The organism is Streptomyces viridochromogenes DSM 40736 (assembly GCF_000158955.1).
Classification (GTDB): Bacteria; Actinomycetota; Actinomycetes; order Streptomycetales; family Streptomycetaceae; genus Streptomyces; species Streptomyces venetus.
In genome coordinates this window covers 4,609,384-4,634,303 of the sequence record NZ_GG657757.1, presented here as the reverse complement: position 1 = coordinate 4,634,303, position 24,920 = coordinate 4,609,384, and the positions used below count along the sequence as shown (strand labels likewise).

The 24,920-nt window shown below is 72.1% G+C and carries 24 protein-coding genes; 3 read left to right on the top strand and 21 right to left on the bottom strand.

Going from position 1 to position 24,920, the window contains the following annotated elements; translation table 11 throughout:
* Positions 1-9: 9 nt before the first annotated feature.
* Together SSQG_RS20390 and SSQG_RS20385 are read right to left on the bottom strand one after the other, a co-directional pair.
* Complete coding sequence (locus tag SSQG_RS20390) at positions 10-1,956, bottom strand: protein-arginine deiminase domain-containing protein (RefSeq protein ID WP_003991714.1); 1,947 nt, start codon at positions 1,954-1,956, stop codon at positions 10-12.
* A 77-nt stretch (positions 1,957-2,033) separates the two neighbouring features.
* The gene (locus tag SSQG_RS20385; protein WP_039933227.1) at positions 2,034-2,990 is read right to left on the bottom strand and encodes a helix-turn-helix domain-containing protein; all 957 of its coding nucleotides are present in this window, start codon (positions 2,988-2,990) and stop codon (positions 2,034-2,036) included.
* Positions 2,991-3,104: 114 nt separating this feature from the next.
* Here SSQG_RS20385 and SSQG_RS20380 point away from each other — a divergent pair, with 114 nt between their 5' ends.
* On the top strand, positions 3,105-4,193 hold the full coding sequence (locus SSQG_RS20380; protein WP_003991712.1) for a saccharopine dehydrogenase family protein: 1,089 nt from the start codon (positions 3,105-3,107) through the stop codon (positions 4,191-4,193).
* A 101-nt stretch (positions 4,194-4,294) separates the two neighbouring features.
* On the top strand, positions 4,295-5,125 hold the full coding sequence (locus SSQG_RS20375) for an alpha/beta fold hydrolase (RefSeq protein ID WP_003991711.1): 831 nt from the start codon (positions 4,295-4,297) through the stop codon (positions 5,123-5,125).
* 28 nt (positions 5,126-5,153) lie between these two features.
* Here the strand turns inward: SSQG_RS20375 and SSQG_RS20370 are convergent, their stop codons facing one another.
* Entirely contained in the window at positions 5,154-5,441 is a 288-nt protein-coding gene (locus SSQG_RS20370) for a DUF4190 domain-containing protein (RefSeq protein ID WP_003991710.1), read from the bottom strand.
* Positions 5,442-5,490: 49 nt separating this feature from the next.
* A complete protein-coding gene (locus SSQG_RS20365) occupies positions 5,491-6,339 on the bottom strand; it encodes a class I SAM-dependent methyltransferase (RefSeq protein ID WP_003991709.1) in 849 nt (282 codons plus the stop codon).
* A 94-nt stretch (positions 6,340-6,433) separates the two neighbouring features.
* Here SSQG_RS20365 and SSQG_RS20360 point away from each other — a divergent pair, with 94 nt between their 5' ends.
* On the top strand, positions 6,434-7,276 hold the full coding sequence (locus SSQG_RS20360) for a hypothetical protein (RefSeq protein ID WP_003991708.1): 843 nt from the start codon (positions 6,434-6,436) through the stop codon (positions 7,274-7,276).
* Between the two features lie 12 nt (positions 7,277-7,288).
* Here the strand turns inward: SSQG_RS20360 and SSQG_RS20355 are convergent, their stop codons facing one another.
* From SSQG_RS20355 to SSQG_RS40375, 17 genes are all read right to left on the bottom strand, one after another.
* Entirely contained in the window at positions 7,289-8,488 is a 1,200-nt protein-coding gene (locus SSQG_RS20355; protein ID WP_003991707.1) for an NAD(P)/FAD-dependent oxidoreductase, read from the bottom strand.
* Positions 8,489-8,572: 84 nt separating this feature from the next.
* Positions 8,573-9,514, bottom strand: coding sequence for an RNA polymerase sigma-70 factor (locus SSQG_RS20350; protein WP_039933225.1), 942 nt, complete (start codon positions 9,512-9,514; stop codon positions 8,573-8,575).
* Positions 9,515-9,551: 37 nt separating this feature from the next.
* The gene (locus SSQG_RS20345) at positions 9,552-10,622 is read right to left on the bottom strand and encodes a TAXI family TRAP transporter solute-binding subunit (protein WP_003991705.1); all 1,071 of its coding nucleotides are present in this window, start codon (positions 10,620-10,622) and stop codon (positions 9,552-9,554) included.
* Positions 10,619-12,010 (bottom strand): sensor histidine kinase, encoded by a 1,392-nt coding sequence (locus tag SSQG_RS20340; protein WP_039933222.1) that lies wholly within the window; start codon positions 12,008-12,010, stop codon positions 10,619-10,621. Before SSQG_RS20340 ends, SSQG_RS20345 begins: the two co-directional genes overlap by 4 nt.
* 29 nt (positions 12,011-12,039) lie before the next feature.
* Entirely contained in the window at positions 12,040-12,699 is a 660-nt protein-coding gene (locus tag SSQG_RS20335) for a response regulator transcription factor (RefSeq protein WP_003991703.1), read from the bottom strand.
* 22 nt (positions 12,700-12,721) lie between these two features.
* Complete coding sequence (locus SSQG_RS20330) at positions 12,722-14,080, bottom strand: MFS transporter (RefSeq protein ID WP_003991702.1); 1,359 nt, start codon at positions 14,078-14,080, stop codon at positions 12,722-12,724.
* A 105-nt stretch (positions 14,081-14,185) separates the two neighbouring features.
* The gene (locus tag SSQG_RS20325) at positions 14,186-14,599 is read right to left on the bottom strand and encodes a hypothetical protein (protein ID WP_003991701.1); all 414 of its coding nucleotides are present in this window, start codon (positions 14,597-14,599) and stop codon (positions 14,186-14,188) included.
* A 97-nt stretch (positions 14,600-14,696) separates the two neighbouring features.
* Positions 14,697-15,371, bottom strand: coding sequence for an HAD family hydrolase (locus SSQG_RS20320; RefSeq protein WP_003991700.1), 675 nt, complete (start codon positions 15,369-15,371; stop codon positions 14,697-14,699).
* Positions 15,372-15,511: 140 nt separating this feature from the next.
* Complete coding sequence (locus SSQG_RS20315) at positions 15,512-16,714, bottom strand: acyl-CoA dehydrogenase family protein (protein ID WP_003991699.1); 1,203 nt, start codon at positions 16,712-16,714, stop codon at positions 15,512-15,514.
* Between the two features lies 1 nt (position 16,715).
* The gene (locus SSQG_RS20310) at positions 16,716-17,666 is read right to left on the bottom strand and encodes a 3-hydroxyacyl-CoA dehydrogenase NAD-binding domain-containing protein (protein ID WP_003991698.1); all 951 of its coding nucleotides are present in this window, start codon (positions 17,664-17,666) and stop codon (positions 16,716-16,718) included.
* Complete coding sequence (locus SSQG_RS20305; RefSeq protein ID WP_003991697.1) at positions 17,663-18,409, bottom strand: acetoacetate decarboxylase; 747 nt, start codon at positions 18,407-18,409, stop codon at positions 17,663-17,665. The genes SSQG_RS20310 and SSQG_RS20305 overlap by 4 nt, the downstream gene beginning before the upstream one ends.
* 7 nt (positions 18,410-18,416) lie before the next feature.
* A complete protein-coding gene (locus tag SSQG_RS20300) occupies positions 18,417-19,193 on the bottom strand; it encodes a crotonase/enoyl-CoA hydratase family protein (protein ID WP_003991696.1) in 777 nt (258 codons plus the stop codon).
* 19 nt (positions 19,194-19,212) lie between these two features.
* Positions 19,213-20,382, bottom strand: a complete 1,170-nt coding sequence (locus SSQG_RS20295) for a CaiB/BaiF CoA transferase family protein (protein ID WP_003991695.1) — start codon at positions 20,380-20,382, stop codon at positions 19,213-19,215.
* A gap of 177 nt (positions 20,383-20,559) precedes the next feature.
* The gene (locus SSQG_RS20290; protein WP_003991694.1) at positions 20,560-21,471 is read right to left on the bottom strand and encodes a LysR family transcriptional regulator; all 912 of its coding nucleotides are present in this window, start codon (positions 21,469-21,471) and stop codon (positions 20,560-20,562) included.
* Between the two features lie 353 nt (positions 21,472-21,824).
* Positions 21,825-22,334 (bottom strand): inclusion body family protein, encoded by a 510-nt coding sequence (locus tag SSQG_RS20285; protein ID WP_003991693.1) that lies wholly within the window; start codon positions 22,332-22,334, stop codon positions 21,825-21,827.
* Positions 22,327-24,174 carry a thiamine pyrophosphate-binding protein gene (locus SSQG_RS20280; protein WP_003991692.1) on the bottom strand — a complete coding sequence of 616 codons (1,848 nt, stop codon included), beginning with the start codon at positions 24,172-24,174 and terminating at the stop codon, positions 22,327-22,329. Before SSQG_RS20280 ends, SSQG_RS20285 begins: the two co-directional genes overlap by 8 nt.
* Positions 24,171-24,566: an FAD-dependent oxidoreductase gene (locus SSQG_RS40375; protein WP_003991691.1), complete on the bottom strand. Its 396-nt coding sequence runs from the start codon at positions 24,564-24,566 to the stop codon at positions 24,171-24,173. The genes SSQG_RS20280 and SSQG_RS40375 overlap by 4 nt, the downstream gene beginning before the upstream one ends.
* Positions 24,567-24,920: the final 354 nt, after the last annotated feature.

Here is a 24,920-nt window from a genome sequence, read left to right as displayed (position 1 = left end):
GGCTACCGGCTACCGCCACCACGCGGCCGACGCGTCCCGCAGGGTGTTGGTGCCGCAGTGCACCTCGCCCATGCCGAGGTGGTACGTGTACCAGTCGTCGATGTACGACACCTTCAGACCGGCCTGCCGGTACACGGCGCCCACCGCCTCCGTGAAGATGTCCTTGCCGTCGATGACGGGACCCCACTGGCGCGGGGCGAGGTACCGGTCGCGGCCCAGGAGCACGCCGTTGACCGCTCCGGGGACGTACGCGCTGGTCGTCACCGTCGCCCGGGCGGCTGGGTTCTGGGCGAGCCACCTCTGCTGGCCGCGGTCCTTGAGCGCGCCCACCAGGTCGGCGCCGGCTCCCATGCGCGTCAGGCGCGGTACCGGAACCTCCTGCCCGCTGTCGGCCTCCGCCTGCGAGTCCCGGGTGTACAGCGCGGGTACCCGTACGACCTCGTCGTCGGTGACGCCCGTCTCGCGCTTGAGGATCTCCAGGTTGGCCGCGATGCGCCGCGCCGCCATCTCGTTGTCGGCCACCAGATGCCGGTCGGCGAGCGCCTGGTCGATGGTCTCCTTGGGCGCCGGAGTGTCACTGCGGCCCGGCACGGAGAACATCTTCGTCCTGCCGTGTCCCGCGCTCTTGGCGTCGCGCAGCAGTCGCAGCCCCGCCTCCGGGTCGGCGATGCCGATGCGCCAGCCGCGCGGGGTGTCGGCTGGCAGGAACTGCACGAACTCGTCGACGTGCCCGACGCCCAGCCAGGAGGTGTCCAGCAGCAGCGGGTCCTGCACGCCCTGCGACTTCAGCAGCGTGCTCATCACCTTCGACGTGCGCGCGCCGCTGTCCTTGCGCCAGCCCTGGATGATCCGCCCGGCGGGGAAGGACCGGCCGCCGTGCGCGTAGGGCGGAATGGTCTCCAGGTTCCCCATGGAGTTCAGCGACCAGTCGTCGGGTTCGGCCCGGTCGGTCACCTGCACCACACCGACGTCCCGTCCGCGCACCTTCTCGAACAGCTCGCGGCCGGCGTCCCGGTCCGGCTGGGCGGAGCGCAGCATCACGCGCATCACCTGCCGCTTGCCGCCCGGCCCGGTCATGCTGACGTAGGCCGGCTCGACGAAGTCCTGGGCCCAGGGGTCGGCGTACTTCGTGAACTTGACCAACGGCGTGGTGACCCCGGCCTTCTTGACCTCCTTCGCCAGTTCCTTGACGAACTTCTGCTGGAGACGGCTGTAGGGGCCCTCGCCCTGGACCTCGGTCACCATCACCTGCTGGGTGTTCTGCAGGTGGTGCTGGGTCAGCAGCGGGGCGACGCGCAGGGTCACCGAGTCGGAGGTGGTCGCGCGGGCGCCGGACGTCACCGTCAGCTGGACCACGACCCGGCCGTCCCACTTGGCGGTGTCCCGCACGACATCGGTCGCCTCGACTCCGAACTCCGCGCCGGAGCGCAGCTCCGCGGCGGTCAGCCGGGTCGTGGACGTCACCAGCACCCACTTCCCGGACCGCTTGAGGAAGAGGTGCGCGTGCTTTCCACCCGTGGTGATCTTCAGGCTGCCCTTGGCGTCCGCGGGGAGGCCGGGCAGGGGGACGGAACGGACCCGGGCGAGGTCGGAGGCGTCCGCGCCGCCGTTGACCTTCTTGTCGGTGGCGTCGTTGCAGGCGGCCAGTTTGGCGTCGGTCAGGGGTCTCCCGCCCGGCCCGCTGACCGGACACCGCTTGGTGTCGTCGTCGATGTTGGGCAGGACGACGGCACCGCGGCCGACGGACCAGCCGTCCTCGCCGCTCGTGTCGCTGGCGCCGCCGACATCGACCCGCCCGTCACGGTTCACGTCCGCGCGGAGGTCGGCACGGGCGGGCGAGCCCTCGGCGGAGGCCGGGGTGGCCGTTCCGGCCAGCACGGAGCCCGCCGCGGCCAGTGCCAGGACCAGCGACCCGGCCGGGTAAAGGCGTGAACGTATGCGTACACGTGAACGCACGGCTCGTTCCTCTCAGTTGGGGGGTGTCGCCGTGCTAGAGGAAGAACAACGCCTGTGCGTTCACTGCGGGGCGTGAGTCAGCGCGTGGCGGTGCCGGGCCTCGATCGGAAAGTCCGGCGGTAGGTGTCCGGAGGGACGCCGACCGTGCGGTTGAAGTGCCGGCGCAGCGTCGTGGCGGTGCCCATGCCCGTGGCCACCGCGATGGTGTCGACCGTGTCGTCGGTGGTCTCCAGCAACTCCTGGGCGTGGCGGATCCGTTGGGTCAGCAGCCACTGCAACGGCGTGGTGCCGGTCACCGCCCTGAAGTGGCGGCCCAGATGCCGCGAGCTCATGCCCGCCCGGCGGGCCAGGTCCTCCACGGTGAGCGGCTGGTCGAGGCGTTCGATCGCCCAGGGCAGCAGCGCCGCGAGCGGGTGGTCGTCCCGCGTGGGCACGGGGGCGGCGACGAACTGGGCCTGTCCGCCGTCCCGGTGGGGCGGCACGACCAGGCGGCGGGCCACGGCGTTGGCGACGGACGAGCCGTGGTCGAGCCGTACGAGGTGCAGGCACAGGTCCATCGCGGCGGCCTTGCCGGCCGAGGTGAGCACGCTGCCGTTGTCCACGTAGAGCACGTCGGGGTCGACCTCGACCTGGGGGTGACGGGCGGCCAGGACCCCGGTGTGCGCCCAGTGTGTGGTCGCTCGCCTGCCGTCCAGCAGTCCTGCGGCGGCCAGCACGAACGCGCCCGTGCACAGGGAGACCACGCGTGCCCCCGCCTCGTGGGCCGCGCGTACCGCGTCGACGAGTGCGGCGGGCGGGTCCTCGTCGGTGTCCGCCCAGCCGGGGACGATCACGGTGTCGGCCTGCCGGAGGCCGTCGAGCCCCTGGTCCGGCTCCAGCCGGAACCGGCCCACGCGCACGGCGTCCGGCCCGCAGACCAGGACGTCGTACCAGGGCACGGTCACGCCGGCCGGGGCGGAGCCGAACACCTCGTAGGCCAGGGACAGTTCGAAGTGCAGCATGCCTTCGGTGACGGCGAGCGCGACAGTGGTCATGTCCGGAACTGTACGGGGCATGTCGTTCCGGACACTCACAGCGAACGGCCCGCCCTGACCAGGATGTTCGCGACGGACCAAGCGGCTCGTGCGAGCACTCGACGGGGAGAATCCATGGAATCGGCATCGGCATCGGCATCGGCGAAGACGGTCGCGGTGTACGGCGCGTACGGGCACACCGGACGCTTCGTGGTGACGGAGCTGCGCGACCGCGGCTTCGTCCCGGTCCTCGCCGGACGCGACGCCGGCAAGCTGCGGGCACTGGCGGCATCCGTCCCGGGATCCGAGGTCCGGCCTGCCTCGGTCGACGACCCCGCCTCACTGGACCGCGCCCTGGCCGGCACGGACGCCGTGATCAACTGCGCCGGTCCCTTCGCCGTGACGGCCGCTCCCGTGATCGAGGCGGCCCTGCGCGCCGGGATCCCGTACGTGGACGTGGCGGCGGAGATCGAGGCCAACCTCGACACGTTCACGCGCTTCGCGGACCGCGCCCGTGCGGCGGGTGCGGTGATCGTCCCCGCGATGGCCTTCTACGGCGGCCTCGGCGACCTGCTGGCCACCGCCGCGATGGCGGACTGGACGACAGCCGACGAGGCCACCATCGCCTACGGACTCAGCGGCTGGCACCCCACCCCCGGCACCCGCACCGCGGGCACGGTCTCCCGGGAGCGCCGGGCCGGCCGGCGGGTCCGCTACACCGGCGGCAGGCTGGAGTACCACGACACCGAGCCGACGCTCCTCAAGTGGCCCTTCCCCGAGCCGATGGGCACCAGGGAGGTCGTCGGGGAGTTCACGATGGCCGACGTGGTCACCCTCCCCAGCCACCTCTCCGTCCCGGAGGTGCGCACCCACATGTCGGTCGAGGCGGCCCGGGACCTCTCGGCCCCGGACACCCCGGCGCCGACCGCGGCCGACGGGGACGGCCGGTCCGAACAGACCTTCCTCGTCGACGCGGTCGTACGCTCCGGCGGCACCGAACGGCGGGCGGTGGCGAGCGGCCGGGACATCTACGCCGTCAGCGCGCCGCTCGCGGTGGAAGCGGTCCACCGCATCCTCACGGGCCGTACCCGCACGGTCGGGGTCGCCTCCGCGGGCGCGGTCTTCGACGCGCCGGACTTCCTGCGCGCCCTGGCCCCGCACATCACCCTCGAACCTCATCAGGACCGGCCCGCTGAGGATGTGCCGCACACGGCCCGGGCGTAATGTGGTGCGGGTACGTCGCGCCCCGAGGCGTGAACTCGTCGGTCCCGCGTGTCCCGCGCCTCTGCGTCGCCGGGCACGCCCGGGCGAGCGGAGGAGCAGCGATGAGTACAGTCACCACCGACGACGGCACCAGCATCTTCTACAAGGACTGGGGCCCGCGCGACGGCCGGCCGATCGTCTTCCACCACGGATGGCCACTGAGCGCCGACGACTGGGACAACCAGATGTTGTTCTTCCTGGCGCAGGGCTACCGGGTCATCGCCCACGACCGCCGTGGGCACGGACGCTCCAGCCAGAGCGCCACCGGCCACGACATGGACACCTACGCCGCCGACGTCACCGCGCTCACCACGGCGCTCGACCTGCGCGACGCGTTCCACATCGGCCACTCCACCGGCGGCGGCGAGGTCGCGCGCTACGTCGCCCGCGCCGCGCCCGGCCGCGTCGCGAAGGCCGTGCTGGTGGGGGCCGTACCGCCCGTCATGGTCAAGTCGGAGTCCAACCCGGGCGGCCTGCCCATCGAGACCTTCGACGCCTTCCGCGAGGCTCTCGCCACCAACCGGGCGCAGTTCTACATCGACGTGCCCTCGGGGCCGTTCTACGGCTTCAACCGCCCCGGCGCGAAGGTGTCCCAAGGGCTGATCGACAACTGGTGGCGGCAGGGAATGGCCGGCGCGGCCAACGCCCACTACGAATGCATCAAGGCCTTCTCGGAGACCGACTTCACCGAGGACCTCCGGCAGATCGACGTACCGGTCCTGGTCGCCCACGGCACCGACGACCAGATCGTTCCGTACGAGGACTCGGCACCGCTGACCGTCGAGCTCCTGAAGAACGGCACGCTCAAGAGCTACGACGGGCTCCCGCACGGGATGCTGTCGACCCACCCGGAGGTCCTCAACCCGGACATCCTGGCGTTCCTGCGGTCCTGACCGCGCCGGTGGCCGCCAGTGCCCGGCACTAGCCGCCGACGTACCAACTGAACCCGCCGTTGCTTGCGGCGACCATCAGGAGTACGAGCCAGAGGACGACGTCGACGACGCCGAGGATGATGCCGGCCTTGGCCATTCCGGCGCCGTTCTTGGCCGCTGCCTGGCGGCGGGCGACGGCGCCGAAGATGATGGCGAGGGGCCCCAGGACGATGTTCAGGATGAACAGTCCGATGATGCCGCAGCAAAGGCTCGCGATCGCCAGACCGTTGGTGCGCGATCCGGAGGAAGCGGCAGGGGAACTGCCGTAACTCGTCATTGGATACTCCCGGTTGTCGGTTGCACGGACCGAACGGGCCGCACTCTCCTCACTGTTGGCTTGCTTGTTTTCGAATGCCCCTTCGAGGCGTTCCCATGTCGCCTTGTTTCCGGCCGCGCACGGCCCAGGCCCGGGCCGTGAGGGCGACGGAACCGTCCGGTCTTCTCGGGAGGGCCGCTGCGAGCGCGTCACGCACCTGGTCGCGGCCGGCCGGGGCGAGGGACGCGACGTAGCCGGAGGCCGGGCCCTGTCCCGCCAGGAAGGGCTCCCACAGGTCGGCGAAGTCGGCGAAGACCGTGGGTACCTCGATCGGGGTGGTGGACACGTCGGTCAGTCCGGCGTCCAGCCACACGCCACGCAACCGTTCCGGACGGCACACGGGGAACCGGCGGCCCTCGTCCAGCGCGCGTGCGGACGGGTCCACCTCGACGGCGGCGTCCCAGAACCGGCGCAGGAAGCCCATCCCCTCGGCGTAGTCCCATACGTACGTGGCGACCAGGCCGCCCGGCCGGACCACCCGGGCCGTCTCCGCGACCGACGCGGTGGGTTCGGGGAGGAAGTTCAGTGTCAGACCGCTGACGGCGGCGTCCCACGTCCCGTCCCGCAGCGGGAGCGACATCGCGTCCGCCACGACGAAGTGCGCCGGGCCGGGAGCGGCGATCCGGGCCGAGCGCACGAACCCCTCGGAGCGGTCGACGCCCAGCACGGTCCGGGGCCGGCAGCGGGCGCTCACCACGGCCGACAGCACACCCGTCCCGCATCCCACGTCGAGCCACCGCAGATCCGGGTCGCGGTCGAGCCACGCCACGAACTCCTCCGCCACGAGACGGCTCCACCGACCCATGTACCGCTCGTACGCGGCCCCGGCCGCCCACACGTCGAACCGCTGCTCGCTCATGCCACCACGATCCCCACAGTGCTGCCGAACGAGCCGCCGCCACGGCGGCGTTTCGCACGGGGGAGGGACACGGTGGCCGATCTACTCTCGGCCCGTGCGAGCACCCGAGCAGCGCGCCGAGGGCGCGGGACCCTTCACCACCCGGCTCACCTGGGACCTTCCCGGCGGCGGCACCGCCGTGTGGGAGTCACGGCCGGCCCGACGGCGCGGAGTGATGGCCGTCCGCCCGCCCGGCGCCCCCGGCAGCCGGCCCACCGGCGCCGACGAGGCCGTGCTCCGCCGGCTGCGGGGACTCAACGCCCTCGCCGCGACCGCCTTCGTCATCGGCGGTGCCCTCTTCGCGACCGGTGCCGGCGTGGCCCAGCTCGGCTCGGGCGACGCCACCACCTGCGCCTCGATCTACTTCGCCGGGGGTCTGTTCTTCAGCACCGGCGGCTACGTCGCACTGCTCCAGGTCGTCAACGCTCCCCGCCACGTGCCCGGGGGCGAGCCCCGGCTCGTCACCCCCGGCTGGCGCTGGTGGAGTTACGAGCCGGACCGGGTGGACTGGCTGAGCGCGGCCGTCCTCTTCTTCGGCACCCTCGTGTTCGCCGTCGACCTGCTGGACTCCTTCCTGCAGGGTCTGAGCGTCCAGCAGGTCAACCGGCTGATCTGGGTCCCGGACGTGATCGGCTGCGTGCTCTTCCTGGTCTCCGGCCACCTCGCCTTCGTGGAGGTCTGCCACGGACGGTTCTGCTTCCACCGCCGTAGCCTGGGCTGGTGGATCGTCGCGGTGAACCAGTTCGGTTCCGTCCTCTTCATGGTCTCGGCGATCGCCGGCTTCACCCGTCCCGCCACCGGCAGCATGGTCGACGCCGGCGTCGCCAACTGGGGCACCCTGATCGGCGCCGCGTGCTTCTCTCTCGGCGGCCTCCTCCAGTTCTGCGAACGCCCCTGAGCCCATGGACCGTCAGACCCTCGCGAGCGGAGCCGGCGCCTTTGCCCGTGCGGTCTCCCGGACCACGCGGCGGCGCCGGGTCGGCGTCAGGACCGGGTGGGCGACGCCCCAGGCCGCGCCCTTGCAGACCAGTTCCTTGTAGAGGGCGGCGAGTCGCCCGGTCAGGGCCGCCCGGACGGCGCGGTCGTCGGCGGTGACGTACTGGATGAGGCCCTCCCTGCGGCCCAGCGAGACGCACTGGTTGAAGTAGCGCAGCGGCACGGTCGGGATCTTCCCGCCGGTCAGACGCGCCGCGATGGCGTCGGCGGCCTGCCACGCGGTGGGGACGCCCGAGGCGCAGGACATCCGCAGCGGCTTGTCGCCGGGGCCCGCCACCAGCGCCGCGTCGCCGACGGCGTAGACGTCCGGGTGGGAGACCGAGCGCATGGTGCGGTCGACGACGATCTGGCCGGTGCCGGTCACCTCCAGGGCGGTGGCCCGCGCGATCGGGTGGACGGCGAAGCCCGTCGTCCACACGGTGACGGCGGCCGGGAGGGAGGTGCCGTCGGCGGTGGTGACGCGGTCGGCCTCGACGCCGGTGACGGCGGTGTGCTCGTGCACGGTGATGCCCAGCCGGCCGACGACCTTGCGCAGGTGTGCGCGGCCCTTGGCGGAGAGCCAGTCGCCGAGGCCGTCGCGGGCGGCGAGAGCCACGTCGAGGTCCGGGCGGGCCTCGGCGATCTCGGTCGCGGCCTCCACCCCGGTGAGGCCGCCGCCGACCACGACGACGGTCTCCCCGGCGTCCAGGCGTGCCAGCCGCTCGCGCAGCCGGAGCGCTCCGGGCCGGCCGGCGATCTCGTGGGCGTACTCGGCGGTGCCGGGGACCCCCTGGTCGTTCCAGCCGCTGCCGAGGGCGTACACGAGGGTGTCGTACTCCAGCTCCTCGGGGCCGTCCTCGCCGGTGACGGCGACGGTCCGGCGTTCGACGTCGACGCCGGTGACCCGCGCGAGCTTCAGTTCCACGCCGGTGCCCGCGAACATCTCGCGGAAGGGCCGGGGCCTGAGGTCCTGGCCGGCAGCGAGCTGGTGCATCCGCACGCGCTCGACGAAGTCGGGTTCCGCGTTGACGAGGGTGATGGCGACGTCCTCGCGGTGCAGCCGCCTGGCGAGGCGTCCGGCGGTGATGGCTCCGGTGTAGCCGGCTCCGAGGACGATGATGCGGTGCTGCTCCATGGCTTGGGTCTCCTGTCTCGAGCGGGTTCGCCACCTGAACCGGGCAGCCCGCCGTTTCCTGACAGGAAGACGGTGTGAAGCAGGTCACATCGAGGTGAGAGGTTCTCCGTGGTCTCCTGCCGCCCACCGCCTGTTCGCGCGCTCCAGCTTGTCGGGGTTGACCTGGTTGCGGAACGCGGCGATGCCCTCGGGAGTGATCTCCAGGCACATGACGCCGATGACCCGGCCGTCGACGACCGCGACGAGGGCGGGGTCGCCGTTGGCGGTCGCGGCGAACACCTCGGGCGAGCCGCCGACCAGGGCCCGCTTGGCCTTGCTGGGCTTGAACAGGCCTCGCATGAACCGCGCGACCGCCAGGGCGCCCTCGAACCCCTTGGCACGGGCCGGGACCTTGCCGCCGCCGTCACCGATCGAAACGGCGTCCTCGGTGAGCAGCCGCACGAGCGGCTCCGTCCGGCCGCTGGTGGCGGCCGCGAGGAACTCGTCGATGACCCGCCGGGCCGCGGCCTCGTCGATCTCGGTGCGGACCTTGCCCTCCGCGACGTGCTTCCTGGCCCGGTGGAAGATCTGCTGGCTGGCGGCCTCGGAGATGTCGAGGATCTCGGCGATCTCCCGGTGCGGGTAGTCGAACGCCTCCCTCAGCACGTACACCGCCCGCTCGTTGGGGGAAAGGCGCTCCAGCAGAACGAGCACCGCGTACGACACGGACTCGCGCTGCTCGGCGGTGTCGGCCGGGCCGAGCATCGGGTCCCCGGCGAGCAGCGGCTCGGGGAGCCACTGGCCCACGTAGGTCTCGCGCCGGGCGCGTGCCGAGGTGAGCTGGTTGAGGCACAGGTTGGTGAGCACCTTCGTCAGCCAGGCCTCGGGCACCTCGATCCGCCCCGTGTCGGCGGCCTGCCAGCGCAGGTACGTCTCCTGCACGGCGTCCTCGGCCTCGCTCGCCGAACCGAGGAGGCGGTAGGCGATGGCCTCCAGACGCGGCCTGGAGGCCTCGAACCGGTCCACGTCGTTCATGGTCAGGGCCATGGCAGGGATCCTAGCTTTCACCGACCGGCCGGGCCCGCTAACCGTGCAGCTCGCGATAGGCGGCGACCGCCCCCGGGTGCAGGGGGACGACCCCCGTGGAGATCAGGCTGCGGGCGTCGAGGAACTGGGTGCCGAGGGCCGGGGCGGGGACGAGGCGGGTGGCCCGGCGGACCAGGACGCGGGTGAGGGCGGCGGCGACGGGGGCGGACAGGCCGGGGCGGCAGAGCAGGAGGTTGGCGACGCCGATGGTGGGCACCTCGGGCGTCTCCCGGTACGCCCCCGCAGGCACCGTCACCGCCTCCAGACCCGAACCCGCCCGGCCCAGGCCGTCCCGCAGCCGGGCCTGCCCCTGTCCGGCGCGCAGCCGGGGCAGCAGGCCGGACAGGGGCAGCAGACGTATGCCGGGGTCGGTGTCCAGCCCGGACAGCACGGGCAGCGGCACGCCTCCCGCGACCAGCAGGGCGTCGATGGCACCGGCCCGCATGGCGCGCCCCGCCTGCGGCATCAGCAGGTGCCGGACCCGCACGTCGGTGCCCGGGGTCAGGCCCGCGGCACGCAGCAGCCGGTCGCCGAGCACGGCACCGCCGGAGGCGGCCGCACCCAGCGAGACGGTACGGCCGGCCAGTCCGGCCACGCTGTGGATGCCCGACCCGGAGCGCACCGCCAGTTGGACGTAGTTCTCGTAGACCCTGCCGATGGCGCGCAGCGGGACGCGCCGGCCGAACGGTGCGGTGCCGCCGTACGCGGCCCAGGCGATGTCCGACAGGGCCAGCGCCACGTCGGCCCGGCGTGCCTGGAGCAGCCGTATGTTGGCCACGCTGCCCTCGCTGTTGATCACCTCGCAGGACAGCCGCGGGTAGGCCGCCGTGACCTCGGCGGCGAGCAGCCGGCCGAAGGCCGCGTAGAAGCCGTCCGACTCCCCGGTCGCCACCCGCAGCTCGCCCTCCGGGCCGCGGTCCGTGTGCCGTGCGTCGGCCGTCGTGGCGCCCGCGAGCAGGCCGGTGCACGCCGCGCCGAAGGCGGCGCGCAGGGCGGTGCGGCGGGCGGGGCCGGCCGGTGCGGGAACGCCCGGGGCGATCTCCGTCCGGCCGTCGGTGGGGCCGGTCATGGCGTGGGCCCGTGCGGGAGGACGACCCGGACGCGCAGGCCGTGCGGTGCTGCCGCCGCGAACTCGACGCGTCCGCCGCGACCGGCCACCAGCCGCTCGGCGATGGCCAGGCCGAGGCCGCTGCCCCGCACGTCGCGGTGGCGTTCCGCCCGCCAGAAGCGGGTGCCCGCCCGGGGCAGTTCGCCGGTGGCGAGGCCCGGTCCGTCGTCGCGGACCTCGAACACCGCGTCCGGGCCGTCGGTGAAGCAGCGCGTCTCGACGCGGGCGCCGCTCCCGGCGTACTTGATCGCGTTGTCGAGGAGGATGTCGGCCACCTGGGCCAGTTCGCCCTCGGTGCAGGCCGTGCGCACGGCCGGGCCGGGGACGAACTCCATGCGGACTCCGGCCTGTTCGGCCACCGGCCGCCACAGCCCGGCCTGGGCCGCGGCGACCGCCGCCGCGTCGCAGGAGGCCTCCCGCGCGTCCGTCACGGCCAGCTCGCCGGCCCGGTGCTCGGCGTTCGCCAGGGTGAGCAGGTCGTCGAGCAGGTGCTCCATGCGTTCGAGTTCGGCCGTCACGCCGGTGTAGGTGCGGGTGGCGGAGGTGCGCACATGGGGCTGGAGCGAGTCGATGCGCAGGCGCAGGGCGGCCAGGGGGTTGCGCAGCTGGTGCGAGGTGTCGGCCACCAGGCGGCGCTGCTGCTCCAGGGCGGTGGTGACCGCGTCGGCCATGCGGTTGAAGCCGGTGGCCAGCTGGCGCAGCTCCGGCGGGCCGCCGGCCCGCGCGTGCTCGGGCGGCAGTCCGGCGGCGAGGGTGCCGACCGCGCGGTCGAGGCGGTGCAGCGGCCGTACGACCCACTGCGTGGCCCGGCGGGCGAGCAGCACGCACGCCACGGCGAACAGGCCGGCGCCGGCCAGGACGAGCGCCCAGCGCAGCGCGATGTCGTCCGCGGCGGCCCGCACCGAGGAGCGCAGCACCACCGCGCCGGACACCCTGGTGCCGGTGCCCACGGGGCGGGCGAGCAGCCGGTCGGCCCGGGACCAGGGCCGCAGTGTCCCCCCGGGCGAGACGGGCTGGTTGCGCAGCGCCGCGTCGACGAGCCGGGCGACGGCCGGGTCGGCGGCGCGCAGCCCGCCCGTCTGCACCACAGGGGCACGGCGGGCGTCGACGACCACGACCGCTTCGCCGTACAGCTCGGTGTAGCGGAGGACCTCGGCGGTGAGGGCGCCGGTGTCGTCGCTCTCGGCGGCCTGCTCGGCCAGGGAGGCGAACCGGTCGAGGTCGGCGGTGCGCGCCGCGACGAGCTGCTGGGTGCGCTGCGCGGCGGTGACGGCCAGCAGCGGGACGGCGAAGCCGGCCACCGCGAGGACCGCGAAGGCCAGGACGACGGTGAGGACGCGGGTGCGCATGGGCGGGGGCCTGTGCCGTTCGGTCCGGCTCAGTCGCCGAAGCGGTAGCCGAAGCCGCGGATGGTGGTCAGCACCTCGGGGCGGCCGAGTTTGGCCCGCACCTGGGTGAGGTGCACGTCGAGCGAGCGGGACACGGCGAGGAAGGCGTCGCCCCACACCTCGTCCATCAGCTGCTGGCGGCTGACCGCCGTGCCGGCCCGGGCCGCCAGCGCGGCGAGGACCTCGAACTCCTTGGTGGTCAGCCGCACCTCCGCCCCGCCGACGGTCACCCGGCGCGCGTCCAGGTCGACCTCGACGTCGGCGGCGCGGACGGTGCGCGGCGCCGGGGCGGCGGATGTCGTGGCGCGGCGGGTGACCGCCTCGATCCGGGCCAGCAGCTCGGCCAGCCGGACCGGCTTGACCAGGTAGTCGTCGGCGCCCAGCCGCAGGCCGCGCACCACCGACCGTTCGTCGCCCCGCGCGGTGAGGACGACCACCGGCAGTGCGCTCACCGCGCGCAGCTTGCGCAGCACCTCCAGACCGTCCAGGTCGGGCAGGCCGAGGTCGAGCAGCAGCAGGTCCGCCTGCCGGTGGCGGGCGAGGACGTCCTCGCCGCGCCGCACCCGGGCGGGCAGATGACCGTTGTCGTAGAGGGCCTCGGTCAGCGCGCCCGCCACCCCGTCGTCGTCCTCGGCCAGCAGCACCCGCACGGTCCGCCTCCTTCCCGCTCCGTCAGCCGCGGGACCGGGAGGCGTCCTCGTCCAGCGGCGACGCGTCCGATGTCTCGCGCATCCGAATGTAGACGAGCAGCGAGACCAGGACGCAGGCGGTCACGTAGAAGAAGTACCAGTTCTCGTGCCCGGCGTTCTTGAACCAGAGGGCGACGTACTCGGCGGTCCCGCCGAACACGGCCACGGTCAGGGCGTAGGGCAGGCCGACGCCGAGCGCCCGGATGGAGGTCGGGAACAGTTCGGCCTTCACCACCGCGCTGATCGACGTGTACAGGGAGCTGACGGCCAGCGGCCCGACCATGAGCAGGAACGCGTACACGGGGTCGCTGGTGTGGGACAGCAGGGTGAGCGAGGGCACCACCACGACGGTGCCCAGCACCCCGAACGCGATCAGCAGGGGGCGGCGCCCGACCCGGTCGGAGAGCAGGCCCATGACCGGCTGGAGCACGACGAAGACGAGGAGCGCGAAGAAGTTGATCCAGGCCGCGGTCGGCTTGGCGATGCCGCTGGTGTTGACCATGAACTTCTGCAGGTACGTCGTGTACGTGTAGAAGAACAGCGTGCCGCCCATGGTCAGCCCGACGACGGTGAGGCACTGCCGCGGGTAGGACAGCAGCAGCCGCAGGCTGCCGCGGGCCGGGCCGCTCTGCTCCGTGTCGCCCTTCCCGCCTTCCTCGGCGGCACGTTCAAAGCTCTCGGACTCGTCCATGCCGCGCCGCAGCCACAGCACGACCACCGCCCCGGCGGCGCCGACCACGAACGCGACCCGCCAGCCCCAGGACTCCATCTGCGCGGTGCTGAGCAGCTGTTGGAGGACGATCTGCAGGCCGAGCGCGGTCAGCTGGCCGGCGATGAGGGTGACGTACTGGAAGCTGGAGTAGTAGCCGCGGCGGCCCGGGGAGGCCACCTCGGACATGTAGGTGGCCGAGGTCGAGTACTCCCCTCCCACGGAGAGGCCCTGCAGCAGCCGCGCGGCCACCAGGAGCACCGGCGCGGCGACGCCGATCGACCCGTACGACGGGGTGAGGGCGACGATCAACGAGCCGGCCGCCATGAGCGTCACCGACAGCGTCAGCGCGGCGCGCCGGCCGCGGCGGTCGGCGTAGCGGCCGAGGACCCAGCCGCCGATCGGCCGCATCAGGAAGCCGACGGCGAACACGGCTGCGGTGTTGAGCAGTTGGGCGGTCTGGTCGCCGGAGGGGAAGAAGACGGAGGCGAAGTAGACGCTGAAGGCGGTGTACGCGTACCAGTCGTACCACTCGATCAGGTTGCCGATCGATCCGCGCACGATGTTGCTGACGACCCTGCGTTCGCCTTCGCGCTGCTGCTGCCCGCGTGCGGCCGTGGTTGGTGTGGCCATCGGAACTCCCTTGTCTGCGGCCCGGGAGCACACAGGGTCGATGGCGGGAACAGCACCGCTCAACGGCGTGAACCAAGTCCTAACAGTCCCTTAGGGCAGGACCCCTCAGGGCTCCCGGTCGCTCCCGGGGGCGAGGCGGCGGTAGGCGGCCCGGGCGTGGAGGATGCGGGCCAGGACCGTGCCGCCGAGGGTGGCGGTGAGCAGACAGGCGAGCCAGGTGGTGTCGCGGTGCCCGGCCCAGGTGAGGGTGCCGGCGGGCGGGATGACGAAGCCGTTGAGGAACAGCCAGCACAGGACGGCCGTGCCGGGGGCGGCCGTGAAGCGTGCGCACAGGCCGAGCAGGGCGGCCAGCAGGGACAGCACCGGCAGGGCCATTTCCGGGCGGCCGGGTCCCACCACGGTGTTGAGGAGCGCCACCAGCACGAGTGCGCCCCCGAAGGCCCCGGCCCAGACCAAAGGGGTCGCCACGGGCTTCGGGACGGGCCTGGCTCCGGTGCCCAGGGGCTTCCACTCGATCATGCTGGCGCTTCCTTCCGGTCCTGCTGGCCGCGCGGGTCTTGTCAGCGTGCCAGGAAGCCGTGATCGGGAGTAGCGGCCGATCCGGACAGCGAGCGGATCAGCGGGCGCCGTCCCGGCCCAGGCCCCTCGCCCAGGCCAGGAGCTCGGGTTCGGCGAGGCTCGTGCCCAGCCAGTCGTGGTCGAGGTCGCCTCCCGGGAGGGACGGCACGACCGCCACGAAGAGCCCGGCGGCACGCGCCGCGGCGACACCCGTGGCCGAGTCCTCGAAGGCGACGGCGCGTTCCGGAGCGACGCCGAGTGCCGCGCACGCCGTGCGGTAGAGGTCCGGGGCGGGCTTGGCGGAGCGCACCTCGTCGGCCGCGAACGACACGGGGAAGCAGTCGCGGAGGCCCGCCGACTCCAGTGCCGTGTCGAGGAGTTCCCGCGGGCTGTTGCTGGCCACGGCCACCGGCATGCTCGCCCGGCAGGCGCGCACCAGGTCCACCGCCCCGGGCAGGGCCTCGGCGCCCCGCGCCAACTCCTTGCGCACCCGGGCGAGAAGGTCGGCGGCGATCTCCGCGCCCGCTCCGGGCCGCCCGAAGTGGCCGGCCATGGCCTCCCCGGCGGCCTCCAGGGTCCGGCCGAGGACCAGGGCCTTCTCGGCGGGCCCGAACGGCAGGCCGTGTGCCGCGAAGACCGCCGACTCCGCCACCGACCAGCAGTCCTCGGTGTTGACCAGGAGACCGTCGCAGTCGAAGACCACGGCCTCCGCACCGGTGGGCAGCGAGCGCACGAATGTCCCCCTTGTTCACGCTTGTTCACGCTTGTTCACGCTTGTTCACGACGAACGGCAACTCTAAGTCGGGGCAACGCGAAACTTCCATGTTCCTGCCCGACATCGGGCAGGAACATGGAAGTTCAGGAGCGGATGGTTCAGACGAAGGCACTCTGGCCCGTGATCGACTTGCCGACGATCAGGGTGTTCATCTCGCGGGTGCCCTCGAAGGAGTAGATCGCCTCGGCGTCGGCGAAGAAGCGGGCGATGTCGTGCTCCAGCAGGATGCCGTTGCCGCCGAAGAGCTCCCGGCTCCAGGCCACGACCTCCCGCATCCGGGAGGTGACGAACGCCTTGGCCAGCGAAGAGTGTTCGTCGCGGAAGATACCCGCGTCCTGTAGCCGGGCGAGCTGCACCAGCATGCCCCAGGACGCGGTGATGTTGCCGAGGCTCTTGACCAGCAGATCCTGCACGAGCTGGAAGCCTCCGATCGGGCGGCCGAACTGCTTGCGCTCCCGGGCGTAGTCCAGGGCGAGTTCGTAGGCACCGATCATGACACCGAGCGCCTGCCAGGCCACGCCCGCGCGGGTCGCGCGCAGGATCTCGGCGACGTCGCGGAAGGAGTCGATGTTCCGCAGGCGGTTCGCCTCCGGCACCCGGACGTCGGTCAGGGTGATCTCGGCGTTCTCGACGATGCGGAAGGCGATCTTGCCCTCGATCTTCACGGGGTCGAAGCCGGGCGTGCCCTTCTCGACGACGAAGCCCTTGACGTGGTTGTCGTCGACGTCACGCGCCCACACCACGACGTAGTCGGCGAAGGTGGCGTTGCCGATCCACTTCTTGGCGCCGTTCAGGACCCAGGTGTCGCCCTCGCGCCGGGCGGTGGTGCGCATGCCGCCCGCGACGTCGGACCCGCCGAGCGGCTCGGTCATCGCGAACGCGCCGATCTTGTCCATCGTGGCCATCGCCGGGAGCCAGCGGTCGCGCTGCTCCTGGTCGCCGCCGGAGTGGATCGAGTACATCGCCAGGCCGTTGTGGACGCCGAAGAAGGTGGAGACCGAGGCGTCGGTGCGGGCCATCTCCATGGCCATCGTGCCGCTGAGCAGGTTGCTGACGGCCGGAGCGTGCTCGCCGTAGCCCTCGTAGGGCAGGCCGGCGAGGCCGCTGTCGCGGAACAGGCCGATGAGCTCGGTCGGGAACGCGTCCTTGGCCCAGTTCTCGTTGACCAGCGGCTTGACCTGGTCGCGCATGAGAGCGCGGGCCTTGAGGAGGATCTTCCGCTCCTCGTCCGGCAGCAGGGCCTCGTAGCCGTAGAAGTCCGCGGAGAGCTGGTCCTCGAGCGGTGCGTAGGTGGTGGTCATCTCAGTTCTCCTCCTTGTCCGCGCCGTCCAGGGCGGCCAGGACGGCGAGTTGCCTGCGGTCGCGCGCCCCGGTGAGTTCCGGGTACGTGGAGGAGCCGTAGGCCTTCTCCACGGCTTCGATGAGCCGTTGCTGTTCTTCCTCGTTCTGCGACGGGGTGCCGAGGCCCGCCCACATCTGCTTCATCGAGGCGCCGATGTGTTCGGCCATGTGCCGGTAGCCGCCGGGTCCGCCGCCCAGGTGCGAGCCGAGGAACGGCCCGACCGTGGCCCAGCGCAGGCCCAGCGAGTTGGTCATGACCGTGTCGAGCTCCTCGGGGGTCACCACGCCCTGCTCGACGAGGTACACCGCCTCGCGGCTGAGGGCGTTCTGCAGGCGGTTGCCGACGAAGCCGGGGATCTCCTTGCGCTCGACGACCGGGGTGCGGCCGACCGAGGTGTAGAAGTCCACCGCGTCCAGCACGGCGTCCTCGCCGGTGCGTTCGCCGGGCACGACCTCGACGAGCGGGACCAGGTGCGGCGGGTTGAAGGGGTGGCCGATCAGGACCCGGGCGGCGGCCTCGTCCGGCAGCTCACGCGTGAACGCGCTGGACGGGATCGCCGACGAGGAACTGAGCAACAGCGCGTGGCCGGGCGCCGCACGGACCAGCGTGGCGAAGAGGTCCTGCTTGAACTCGAGCCGCTCGGGGCCGTTCTCCTGGACGACGTCCGCGTCCCGGACCGCCTCGGTGACGCCGTCGGCGAGGTGCACCCGGTCGGCGAGGCCCGTCACGCCCAGGCCGCGGGCGGCCAGATGCGGGGCGTACGTCGCCAGGGCCTCGTCCACGGCCTCGGCGAGGTCCGGCCGCGGGTCGGTCACCCGGACCGTCAGTCCGTGCGCGGCGAACAGCGTCGCCCAGGACAGTCCGATGGTCCCGGCGCCGATCACCGCGGCGGTACGGAAGGCGCGGTTCATGACGCGGCTCCCTTCAGGTAGTCGTGGACCGGCTCGACGCCGGACAGCGTCAGGTCGGTGAGGATGTGGCTCGCGGAGACGACCTCCAGCACCGGCAGGTCGGCCAGCGGGGCGAGCACGTGCTGGAACAGCTGGAGACGGGCCGGGCCGGTCCACGCCTCCTTGACGGTGACGTCGGTGATCCGGGTGCGGACGAGTTCCTGCACGCGCGGCAGCCCGTCGTAGCCGGGGATCGTCTTGAGCATGAAGGCCGGCACGGTGATCTGTGCCTCGGCCTCGTCCCGGTCCAGCGGGTGGTGCTTGTAGCCCATGGTCGCGGTGGCGACCCGCAGGCCGCCGTGGTCGAGGGTGCCGACCAGCGCGCCGGAGGCGACGTACAGCGCCGGGGAGCCGATGACCTTCGGGTAGGCGGAGACCTCGCGGCCGGAGGCGGTGGCCGGGAAGTTGTCGAGGTACATCGCGTGCAGGTACTCGCCCTGCTCGCCCTCGAAGTCGACGGGGATCGCCTGGCCGGCCTCCGTGTAGGGGCCGTAGCCGCTGACGTCGCCCATCTTCATGACCTCGAACCGGACCAGCGGCTCGCCGATCCGCAGCGGTTCGGGGACGACGGCGCGCAGCGCCTCGGGGTCGGTGCGGTAGACGACGTTGAGGTACTCCCGGTCGGTGAACCGCGGGACCGTCGGCGCGTACGCCGGGCTCGTGAGGGGGGTGGTGACGTGCTGTCGTACGTCTGCGGCCTTCATGTCCGGCTCACCGCCCGGTCCACCGCGCGGGGCGGCGCTCGGCGAAGGCGGTCATGCCCTCGCGCACGTCGTCCGAGGCCATCAGGGTCTTCATCTGCGTGCGCTGGAAGGCGAAGGCCTCCTCCTCGGAGGCTCCGTCGGCGGCGCGGACGACGCGCTTGACGGTCGCCAACGCGAGCGGGGCGTTCTCCGCGACCCGTTCGGCCAGCCGGAGCGCCTCGGCGACGGCCTGCCCCTTCGCGGTGACCCGGTTGGCCAGGCCCAGTTCCCCGGCCCGCCGGCCGTCGACCGGCTCGCCGGTCAGCAGGAACTCCATCGCGAGGTGGTGCGGAATGCGCTTCGGCAGCCGGATCACGCCGCCGCCCGCGGCGATCAGCCCGCGCTTGACCTCGGGCAGGCCGAACCGGGCGTCCTCGGCGGCGACGATCAGGTCGCAGGCCAGGGCCAGTTCGAAGCCGCCACCCATGGCGAAGCCCTCCACGGCGGCGATCAGCGGCTTGTCCGGCCGGGCCTCGGTCAGGCCGCCGAAGCCGCGGCCCTCGATCTCGGGCGACTCGCCGCGCAGCGCGGCCTTGAGGTCCATGCCGGCGCTGAACGTGCCGCCCTCGCCGGTCAGGACGCCGGCCCGCAGCTCGGGGTCGGCCTCCAACTCGTCGAGTGCGGCGGCCAGCGCGGTGGCGGTCGCCGCGTTCACGGCGTTGCGGGCCTCGGGGCGGTCGAGGGTGATCAGCAGGGCGGAGCCGATGCGTTCGGTGCGCACGACGGGAGGTGTGGGGGTGCTCATGACTGTCCTCCTGTGGCAATCAGCGGGTGGCGGCGTCGAGTTCGGCGAGGACGTCCTCGGTGTCCTGGCCGGCGACCGGCGCCAGACGGCGGATCGAGCCGGGCGTGGCGGAGAAGCGCAGCGGGATGCCGATGGTGCGGACCGAGCCCTCGGTGGGGTGCTCGACGGTGTCCAGCAGGTGGCCGTCGCGGACGTACGGGTCGTCGTGGGCACGGTCCAGTTCCAGTACCGGCGCCATCGGGATGCTGTGCTTCGCGCAGACCTCCGCCCACTCCTCGGTGGTCAGTTCCGGGGCGCACGCGTCGACCAGGGCGGCCAGGTCCTCGTGGTCGGCGCTGTCGACGGCGTCCCCGCCCACGCGCGGGTCCTCGGCGAGGTCCGGGCGTCCGGCGGCGGTGAAGAAGTCCCGGTAGTTCTGCGGGTTGTACGGGATGACACAGGCCAGGCCGTCCTTGGTGCGCACCGCCTTGTGTCCCTTGAGCATCGACAGCGGGAACCCGGTGGGGGCGCTCTCGGGCACGTGGGTGTGCCCGGCCAGGTGCTCCACCAGGTTGAACGCGATCAGCGTGTCCGTCATCGGGATCTCGACGAGCTGGCCCTCGCCGGTCCGGTTCCGGTGCAGCAGGGCGGCCAGCACGCTGTAGGCGATGGTCAGCGAGGAGACCTTGTCGCCGATGATGGTCGGCAGGTAGACGGGCTCGCCCAGCGCGCGGTCGGCGATGTCGACCAGGCCGGAAGCGGCCTGCACGGTCTCGTCGTACGCGGCGTTGCCGGCGCGGTCCGAGTCGCTGCGGAAGCCCTGGGCGTGCGCGTACACGAGGCCGGGGTTGCGGGCGGCGATGTCGGTGTAGGACAGGCCGAGGCGGTGCAGCGCGCCGGGCCGCATGTTGGTGATCAGCACGTCCGCGGTGTCGATCAGCCGCAGCGCCCGCTCGCGGTCCGTGTCGTCCTTGAGGTTGAGGGCGACGCTGCGCTTGTTGCGGTTGACGTTGAGGTTCAGCGGGGTCATGCCCGGCGTGGTCTTGTAGTGGCCCACGCGCACGGTGTCGGAGGGCGACTCGATCTTGATCACGTCGGCGCCCAGGTCGCCGAGGATCTGGGCGGCGTAGGGGCCCATCACCACGGTCGAGAGGTCGATCACGCGCACGCCCTCCAGGGGGCCGGCGGCGGTGTCCGTGAGGTCCGTCATCACTTTTCCTTCCCTTCCTCGCTTCACCATGTATGTGTATCTGGAAACTAAGTTAGCAAGGAGGTGCGGGAAACGGAACGAAACGGAATGACCGAATAACGAAAAGCGGTATGACCGCAGTGGTCATACCGCTTCGTGAAGCGATTGGTGAAGCGATTGGTGAAGCGTTCGTGGAGTTTATGCGTGGAGCGGTTCGGCGAAGACCTCACGCGCGACGGCGATGACTTCCTCCAGGTCACCGCCGTGCGCCCGGTCCTTGCGCCACAGCAGTCCGGTCTCCAGCCGGGGCTGGAAATCCGAGAAGGGCAGGACGGTCACATTGTCGAGACGGTAATTCTGCACCGGACTCCGCGGATCCAGCATGGAAATGGAGAATGCCAGACCACTGGACACGATTTCGGAAACTCCCTCGAAAGTGGCGCTGCCCAGATCGATCCGTTTCCTGATGCCCAGCTCGGAGAGCTGCTGGTCGAGCCCCCGGAAATACGCGTTGGTCACGGCCGTGGGGGACCCCGCGTAGGCGAGCTCGGTCAGCTCCGCCAGGGCGATCGACTCACGCCCCGCGAACCGGTCCCTGGGCACGACCGCGCCGAGCCGCTCCGACATCACCGGCAGCTGTTCCAGGGCCGGGTCGCCGCCGGCCGGGAGCCGGGCCAGGGTCAGCGCCAGTCTGCCGTCGCACACCGCGTCCACCAGCCGCTCGGTGCCGCCCGGCCAGCGTTTGATCTCGAACCGGTCGGCGACCCGCTCGGCGAGGTCGTCCATCCGGGTCCTCAGGTCCGGGTGGACACCGCTGGGCACGCCGAGCAGCAGGGTGGTCCGCCGTGGGCGGGTGGTCTCGTCCAGCCGCCACTGGATGGAGTCGACCTGCTCCAGGACACCGCGCGCGATCGGCAGCAGCGCGCTGCCGGCCGTGGTGAGCCGCACATGATGGGTGTCCCGGTCGAACAGCCGGTGTCCGAGCTCGTTCTCGAGATCCCTGATACGCCGGCTCAACGGGGAGGCCGCCATGTGCAGTTTGCGGGCCGCGGTGGAGAAGTTCAGTTCTTGGGCGACGGCGACGAAGTAACGCAGGTGCAGGAGCTCCACGCCGCTCACCCTAACCGCGGGGCCGCGCCGCCGGTCAGCGGCGGCGCAGGGCCGGGTCGAGCGGCGCCGGCGGGGTGCCGTGCTTCTCGTGCGGGGCCAGGTCGGTGCCGGGGGCCACGGCCGGGGCCGGAGTCGGGGTGAGCACGATCTACCGCCACTTCCCGACCCGGGCGGACCTCCGCCGCTTCCCGACCCGGGCGGACGACCAGTTCGTCGACGTCCTCGCGACCGAGCACGGCCTCGCCGCCGCCCTGCACTCCGAACCTGTGCATCGGGGCGGACAACGTTCCCCGCCACGACCCGCGCCGGCTGGTCGGGCTCCTCATCGCGGGACTACGCAGGCCCTGACGCCGTCAGGAGTCCTCGATGGTGATGAACGGGTCCCACTGGAAGTAGCCCTTCAACTGGCGGTGGCGGTCCAGGATCTGGAAGGAGAAGTGGTAGACGACCTGGCCGCGCTTCTTGACGGTCGTGCGCCAGTAGTGGTCCTGATAGCGCTGGGTGTCGAACTCCGGCCTGCCCTCGCTGCCCTCCTTCGGCAGGGGGTAGATGCCGTCGATCACCTCGATCTCGGGGGTCCGGATCAGCTGGTGCTGGCTGTCGTTGCTGACGTACCGGTAGAGCAGGGCCTTGTAGTCGCTGCCGAGCGACAGGGTCGTCTCGCGCCACCTGATGCTGTCCCCGGGTTCGGCCCGGAGGTTCAGCTCGGCTCCCGACGTGCCCACGATGTGGTCGTGCCGGGTGGTCATGTAGATCAGGCTGTGGTCGACCTGGGTCGGGGCGTCGGGGTTGCGTGAGGCATTGGGGTTGCGTTCGACGATCGTCGCCGCGTCGAACGCGATCAGGACGTTGAGATCAGCCATGTGCCTTCTCCTTCGGAACCTTGTAGGCCATCGCGCGCGGGTAGTCGTGGCGGTGCAGACGGACACGGACCAGGAGGGGACCCGCGTTGACCGGGTCGGCCGGGTCGCTGAGACGGTCCAGGAGGTCGTCGAGGTCCGTGGTGTGCTCGATGCTGACGCCGTTCGCCGGGGTGTGCCGGCCGGCGAAGACGTCCGCGAGACGGTCGTAGTGCCAGGGGTGGAGGACGTTGTAGAAGTCCGGGTCGGCGCCGTCCTCCCGGTCCGCGTAGTACTCCGGGTGCACCAGCATCTGCTCGACGCCGTAGAAGTGGCCGTTGTCCATGACGAACACCACCGAGCGGATGCCGAGCCGGGTGTGGGTGGAGAGCTCCTGGCAGGTCTCCTGGAAGGCGCCGTCGCCCACGAACACCATCGGGCGGGCGTACTCGCGCTCGGGGGCGAGCGCGGCGCCGGTGGCCGCGCCGACCGACCAGCCGATGGACAGCCAGCTGACCTGGGAGAGGAACCCGCCCGCGGGCAGGGCCAGGTTCATCGAGCCGATGAGGGAGAACGCGGCGTCCGAGACGACTGTCCAGTCCTCCGCGGTGTCGTGGTTCAGGAAGTGGTTGATCCGGTCGAAGACGCCGTCGTAGGTGAGGTGGTGTCCGGCCGTGCGGCGGGACCGCGAGGCGCCGGTGCGCAGTGCGGCGCGGTGCTGTTCCAGGGCCGGGGGGCGGTCGCCCGGTGAGCCGTGGTGGGCGTAGGACTCGGCGTAGTAGTCGGCGGACAGGCCCCCGGTGCCGTACGCCTTCACCAGCGCGTCCTGGAGGGCCGGCAGCAGCAGTTCGAGCTGGACGTCGGGAAAGTAGGACGTGCCGACGCTGACACCGCCGTTCGCCGCCATCACCCAGTCGCCGCCCACGCACTGCTCGCCGCCGAGGTTCTTCGACGTGGACCAGGCGCCGAGCCCGATCCGGCAGGTGGCCCAGTCCTTGAAGACGCTGTGCACGTCCGGGTGGCTGGCCCCGCCGTTGTACACGCCGTGGAACTGCGGCAGGTCCTCGTCCACGACGGCCTTGGCGCCGACGGTCGTGCAGAACGGCACGCCCGTGGCCTCCACCAGGTCGGTGAGCCGCTCGCCGAGGCGGAACCGGTCGATCTCCTCGCCGGCCCACACGATCGGGCGGGGCCTGCCGTCCGGGCCGGGATGCTCCTCGACCAGGGTGAGGACCGCCTGCACGGCCTGGTCCAGCATGCGCTGGGCGCGCGCGCTGAACGGCCGCTCGCGGGGGACGATCGGCGCCCCGGGCTCGGGACACGGCTCGTCCCACAGGTCCTCCATGACCTCCAGGTAGACCGGCCGGCGCTCGGTGAGGCACACGGTGAGCGCGGCGTCGATCTGGCCGGGCGCGAGTCCCGGGTTGGAGATGACCTGCGCGTCCACGGTGACCTGCCGGTAGACGTCCAGGTTGCTCTCCGGGCGGGGGCTCATGTGCGAGGTGAGCAGCCCGAGGGCGCGGTAGTTCTGCCACTGCTCGTACGGCGGCGAGGCGTTGACCGCGATGAGCGGGATCCGCTCGACGAAGGCGCCCCCGCAGGCGCCCAGGAGGTTGAACGCCCCCACGCTGTACGTGACGGCCGCGGCTCCCACACCGTGGATGCGGGCGAAGGCGTCGGCGGCCTGACCCGCGCCACCCTCGGTCGGGGTGCCGACCCACTCGATGTCGCCCTCGGCCCGCAGGGTCGTCAGGAACGGGCCGAGGTGGTTGCCGGGGACGCCGAACAGATGGGTGATGCCCAACTCGGCCAGCCGCAGGGCGAGATAGCGGGCGACCGTGCACCCGGGCTCGATCGCGGTCATGAACCCTCCCCCTCCCGGTCGGCGCCCGGGGTGGTGACCGGTGGCGCCTGGTGGACTTCGAGGGCGGCGCGCACGGCGCTCTCCAGGGCGCCCTCGATCCAGGCGTGCTTGAGGGAGGTGTGCTCGCCGGCGAAGTGCACGGGGCCCTCGGGCCGGGAGACGTCCAGGTGGAAGCTGGTCATCTGATGCGCGGTGCAGAGGGCGGCCTCACCGTTGCGCAGGGCGTGGACGTAGCGCTCGGCGCCGCGCATGGAGTCCCAGCGGGCGGCGTCGTCGGGCTCGAGCTTGAGGTCCTTGCCGTCCGGCCCGACGAGGAGGAGTTCGCGGGCGAGCTTGAGACAGGTCTGCCGGCGCGCACGGGTGGCGGAGTCGTCCCGAGGTAAGTCGGTCATAGCCTGCGATCGTAGATATGCCGGAACGATTTCCCGCTTTCCCTGTGGGACAACGTCCTGAAATCACCGATCGCCCGGCCGGGGCGGAATTCGACAGTATCTGCCGCCCCCTGTGAGAACGGATGATTCACCCGGGACGGAAGGGAAGGAGAAGCGAAGCAGGTTCGAAAACCCATTCGCGGAATGTGGACGTCCTGAGAACCCCGAAGGTCGCGGTCACGCCAGAGCGATCGACAGGGCGCACAGGTCATCGGCCGGTTCCCGCTGTCGCGGACGGGCGCCGGACAGGGCCGAGGCCCGCCCCACGGGTGAGGCAGGCCCCTCGCCGGTCGGCCCCCCGGTTCCTCCGGAACG

What these genes read in the sequence shown, in the direction of transcription:
- SSQG_RS20325 (WP_003991701.1), bottom strand. Translation starts at nt 14,599, where the DNA reads ATGATCGAGTGGAAGCCCCTGGGCACCGGAGCCAGGCCCGTCCCGAAG.
- SSQG_RS20315 (WP_003991699.1), bottom strand. Translation starts at nt 16,714, where the DNA reads ATGACCACCACCTACGCACCGCTCGAGGACCAGCTCTCCGCGGACTTC.
- SSQG_RS20300 (WP_003991696.1), bottom strand. Translation starts at nt 19,193, where the DNA reads ATGAGCACCCCCACACCTCCCGTCGTGCGCACCGAACGCATCGGCTCC.
- SSQG_RS20280 (WP_003991692.1), bottom strand. Translation starts at nt 24,174, where the DNA reads ATGACCGCGATCGAGCCCGGGTGCACGGTCGCCCGCTATCTCGCCCTG.
- SSQG_RS20380 (WP_003991712.1), top strand. Translation starts at nt 3,105, where the DNA reads ATGGAATCGGCATCGGCATCGGCATCGGCGAAGACGGTCGCGGTGTAC.
- SSQG_RS20330 (WP_003991702.1), bottom strand. Translation starts at nt 14,080, where the DNA reads ATGGCCACACCAACCACGGCCGCACGCGGGCAGCAGCAGCGCGAAGGC.
- SSQG_RS20345 (WP_003991705.1), bottom strand. Translation starts at nt 10,622, where the DNA reads ATGACCGGCCCCACCGACGGCCGGACGGAGATCGCCCCGGGCGTTCCC.
- SSQG_RS20305 (WP_003991697.1), bottom strand. Translation starts at nt 18,409, where the DNA reads ATGAAGGCCGCAGACGTACGACAGCACGTCACCACCCCCCTCACGAGC.
- SSQG_RS20350 (WP_039933225.1), bottom strand. Translation starts at nt 9,514, where the DNA reads ATGGCCCTGACCATGAACGACGTGGACCGGTTCGAGGCCTCCAGGCCG.
- SSQG_RS20310 (WP_003991698.1), bottom strand. Translation starts at nt 17,666, where the DNA reads ATGAACCGCGCCTTCCGTACCGCCGCGGTGATCGGCGCCGGGACCATC.
- SSQG_RS20385 (WP_039933227.1), bottom strand. Translation starts at nt 2,990, where the DNA reads ATGACCACTGTCGCGCTCGCCGTCACCGAAGGCATGCTGCACTTCGAA.
- SSQG_RS20340 (WP_039933222.1), bottom strand. Translation starts at nt 12,010, where the DNA reads ATGCGCACCCGCGTCCTCACCGTCGTCCTGGCCTTCGCGGTCCTCGCG.
- SSQG_RS40375 (WP_003991691.1), bottom strand. Translation starts at nt 24,566, where the DNA reads ATGACCGACTTACCTCGGGACGACTCCGCCACCCGTGCGCGCCGGCAG.
- SSQG_RS20355 (WP_003991707.1), bottom strand. Translation starts at nt 8,488, where the DNA reads ATGGAGCAGCACCGCATCATCGTCCTCGGAGCCGGCTACACCGGAGCC.
- SSQG_RS20375 (WP_003991711.1), top strand. Translation starts at nt 4,295, where the DNA reads ATGAGTACAGTCACCACCGACGACGGCACCAGCATCTTCTACAAGGAC.
- SSQG_RS20365 (WP_003991709.1), bottom strand. Translation starts at nt 6,339, where the DNA reads ATGAGCGAGCAGCGGTTCGACGTGTGGGCGGCCGGGGCCGCGTACGAG.
- SSQG_RS20370 (WP_003991710.1), bottom strand. Translation starts at nt 5,441, where the DNA reads ATGACGAGTTACGGCAGTTCCCCTGCCGCTTCCTCCGGATCGCGCACC.
- SSQG_RS20295 (WP_003991695.1), bottom strand. Translation starts at nt 20,382, where the DNA reads ATGACGGACCTCACGGACACCGCCGCCGGCCCCCTGGAGGGCGTGCGC.
- SSQG_RS20285 (WP_003991693.1), bottom strand. Translation starts at nt 22,334, where the DNA reads ATGGCTGATCTCAACGTCCTGATCGCGTTCGACGCGGCGACGATCGTC.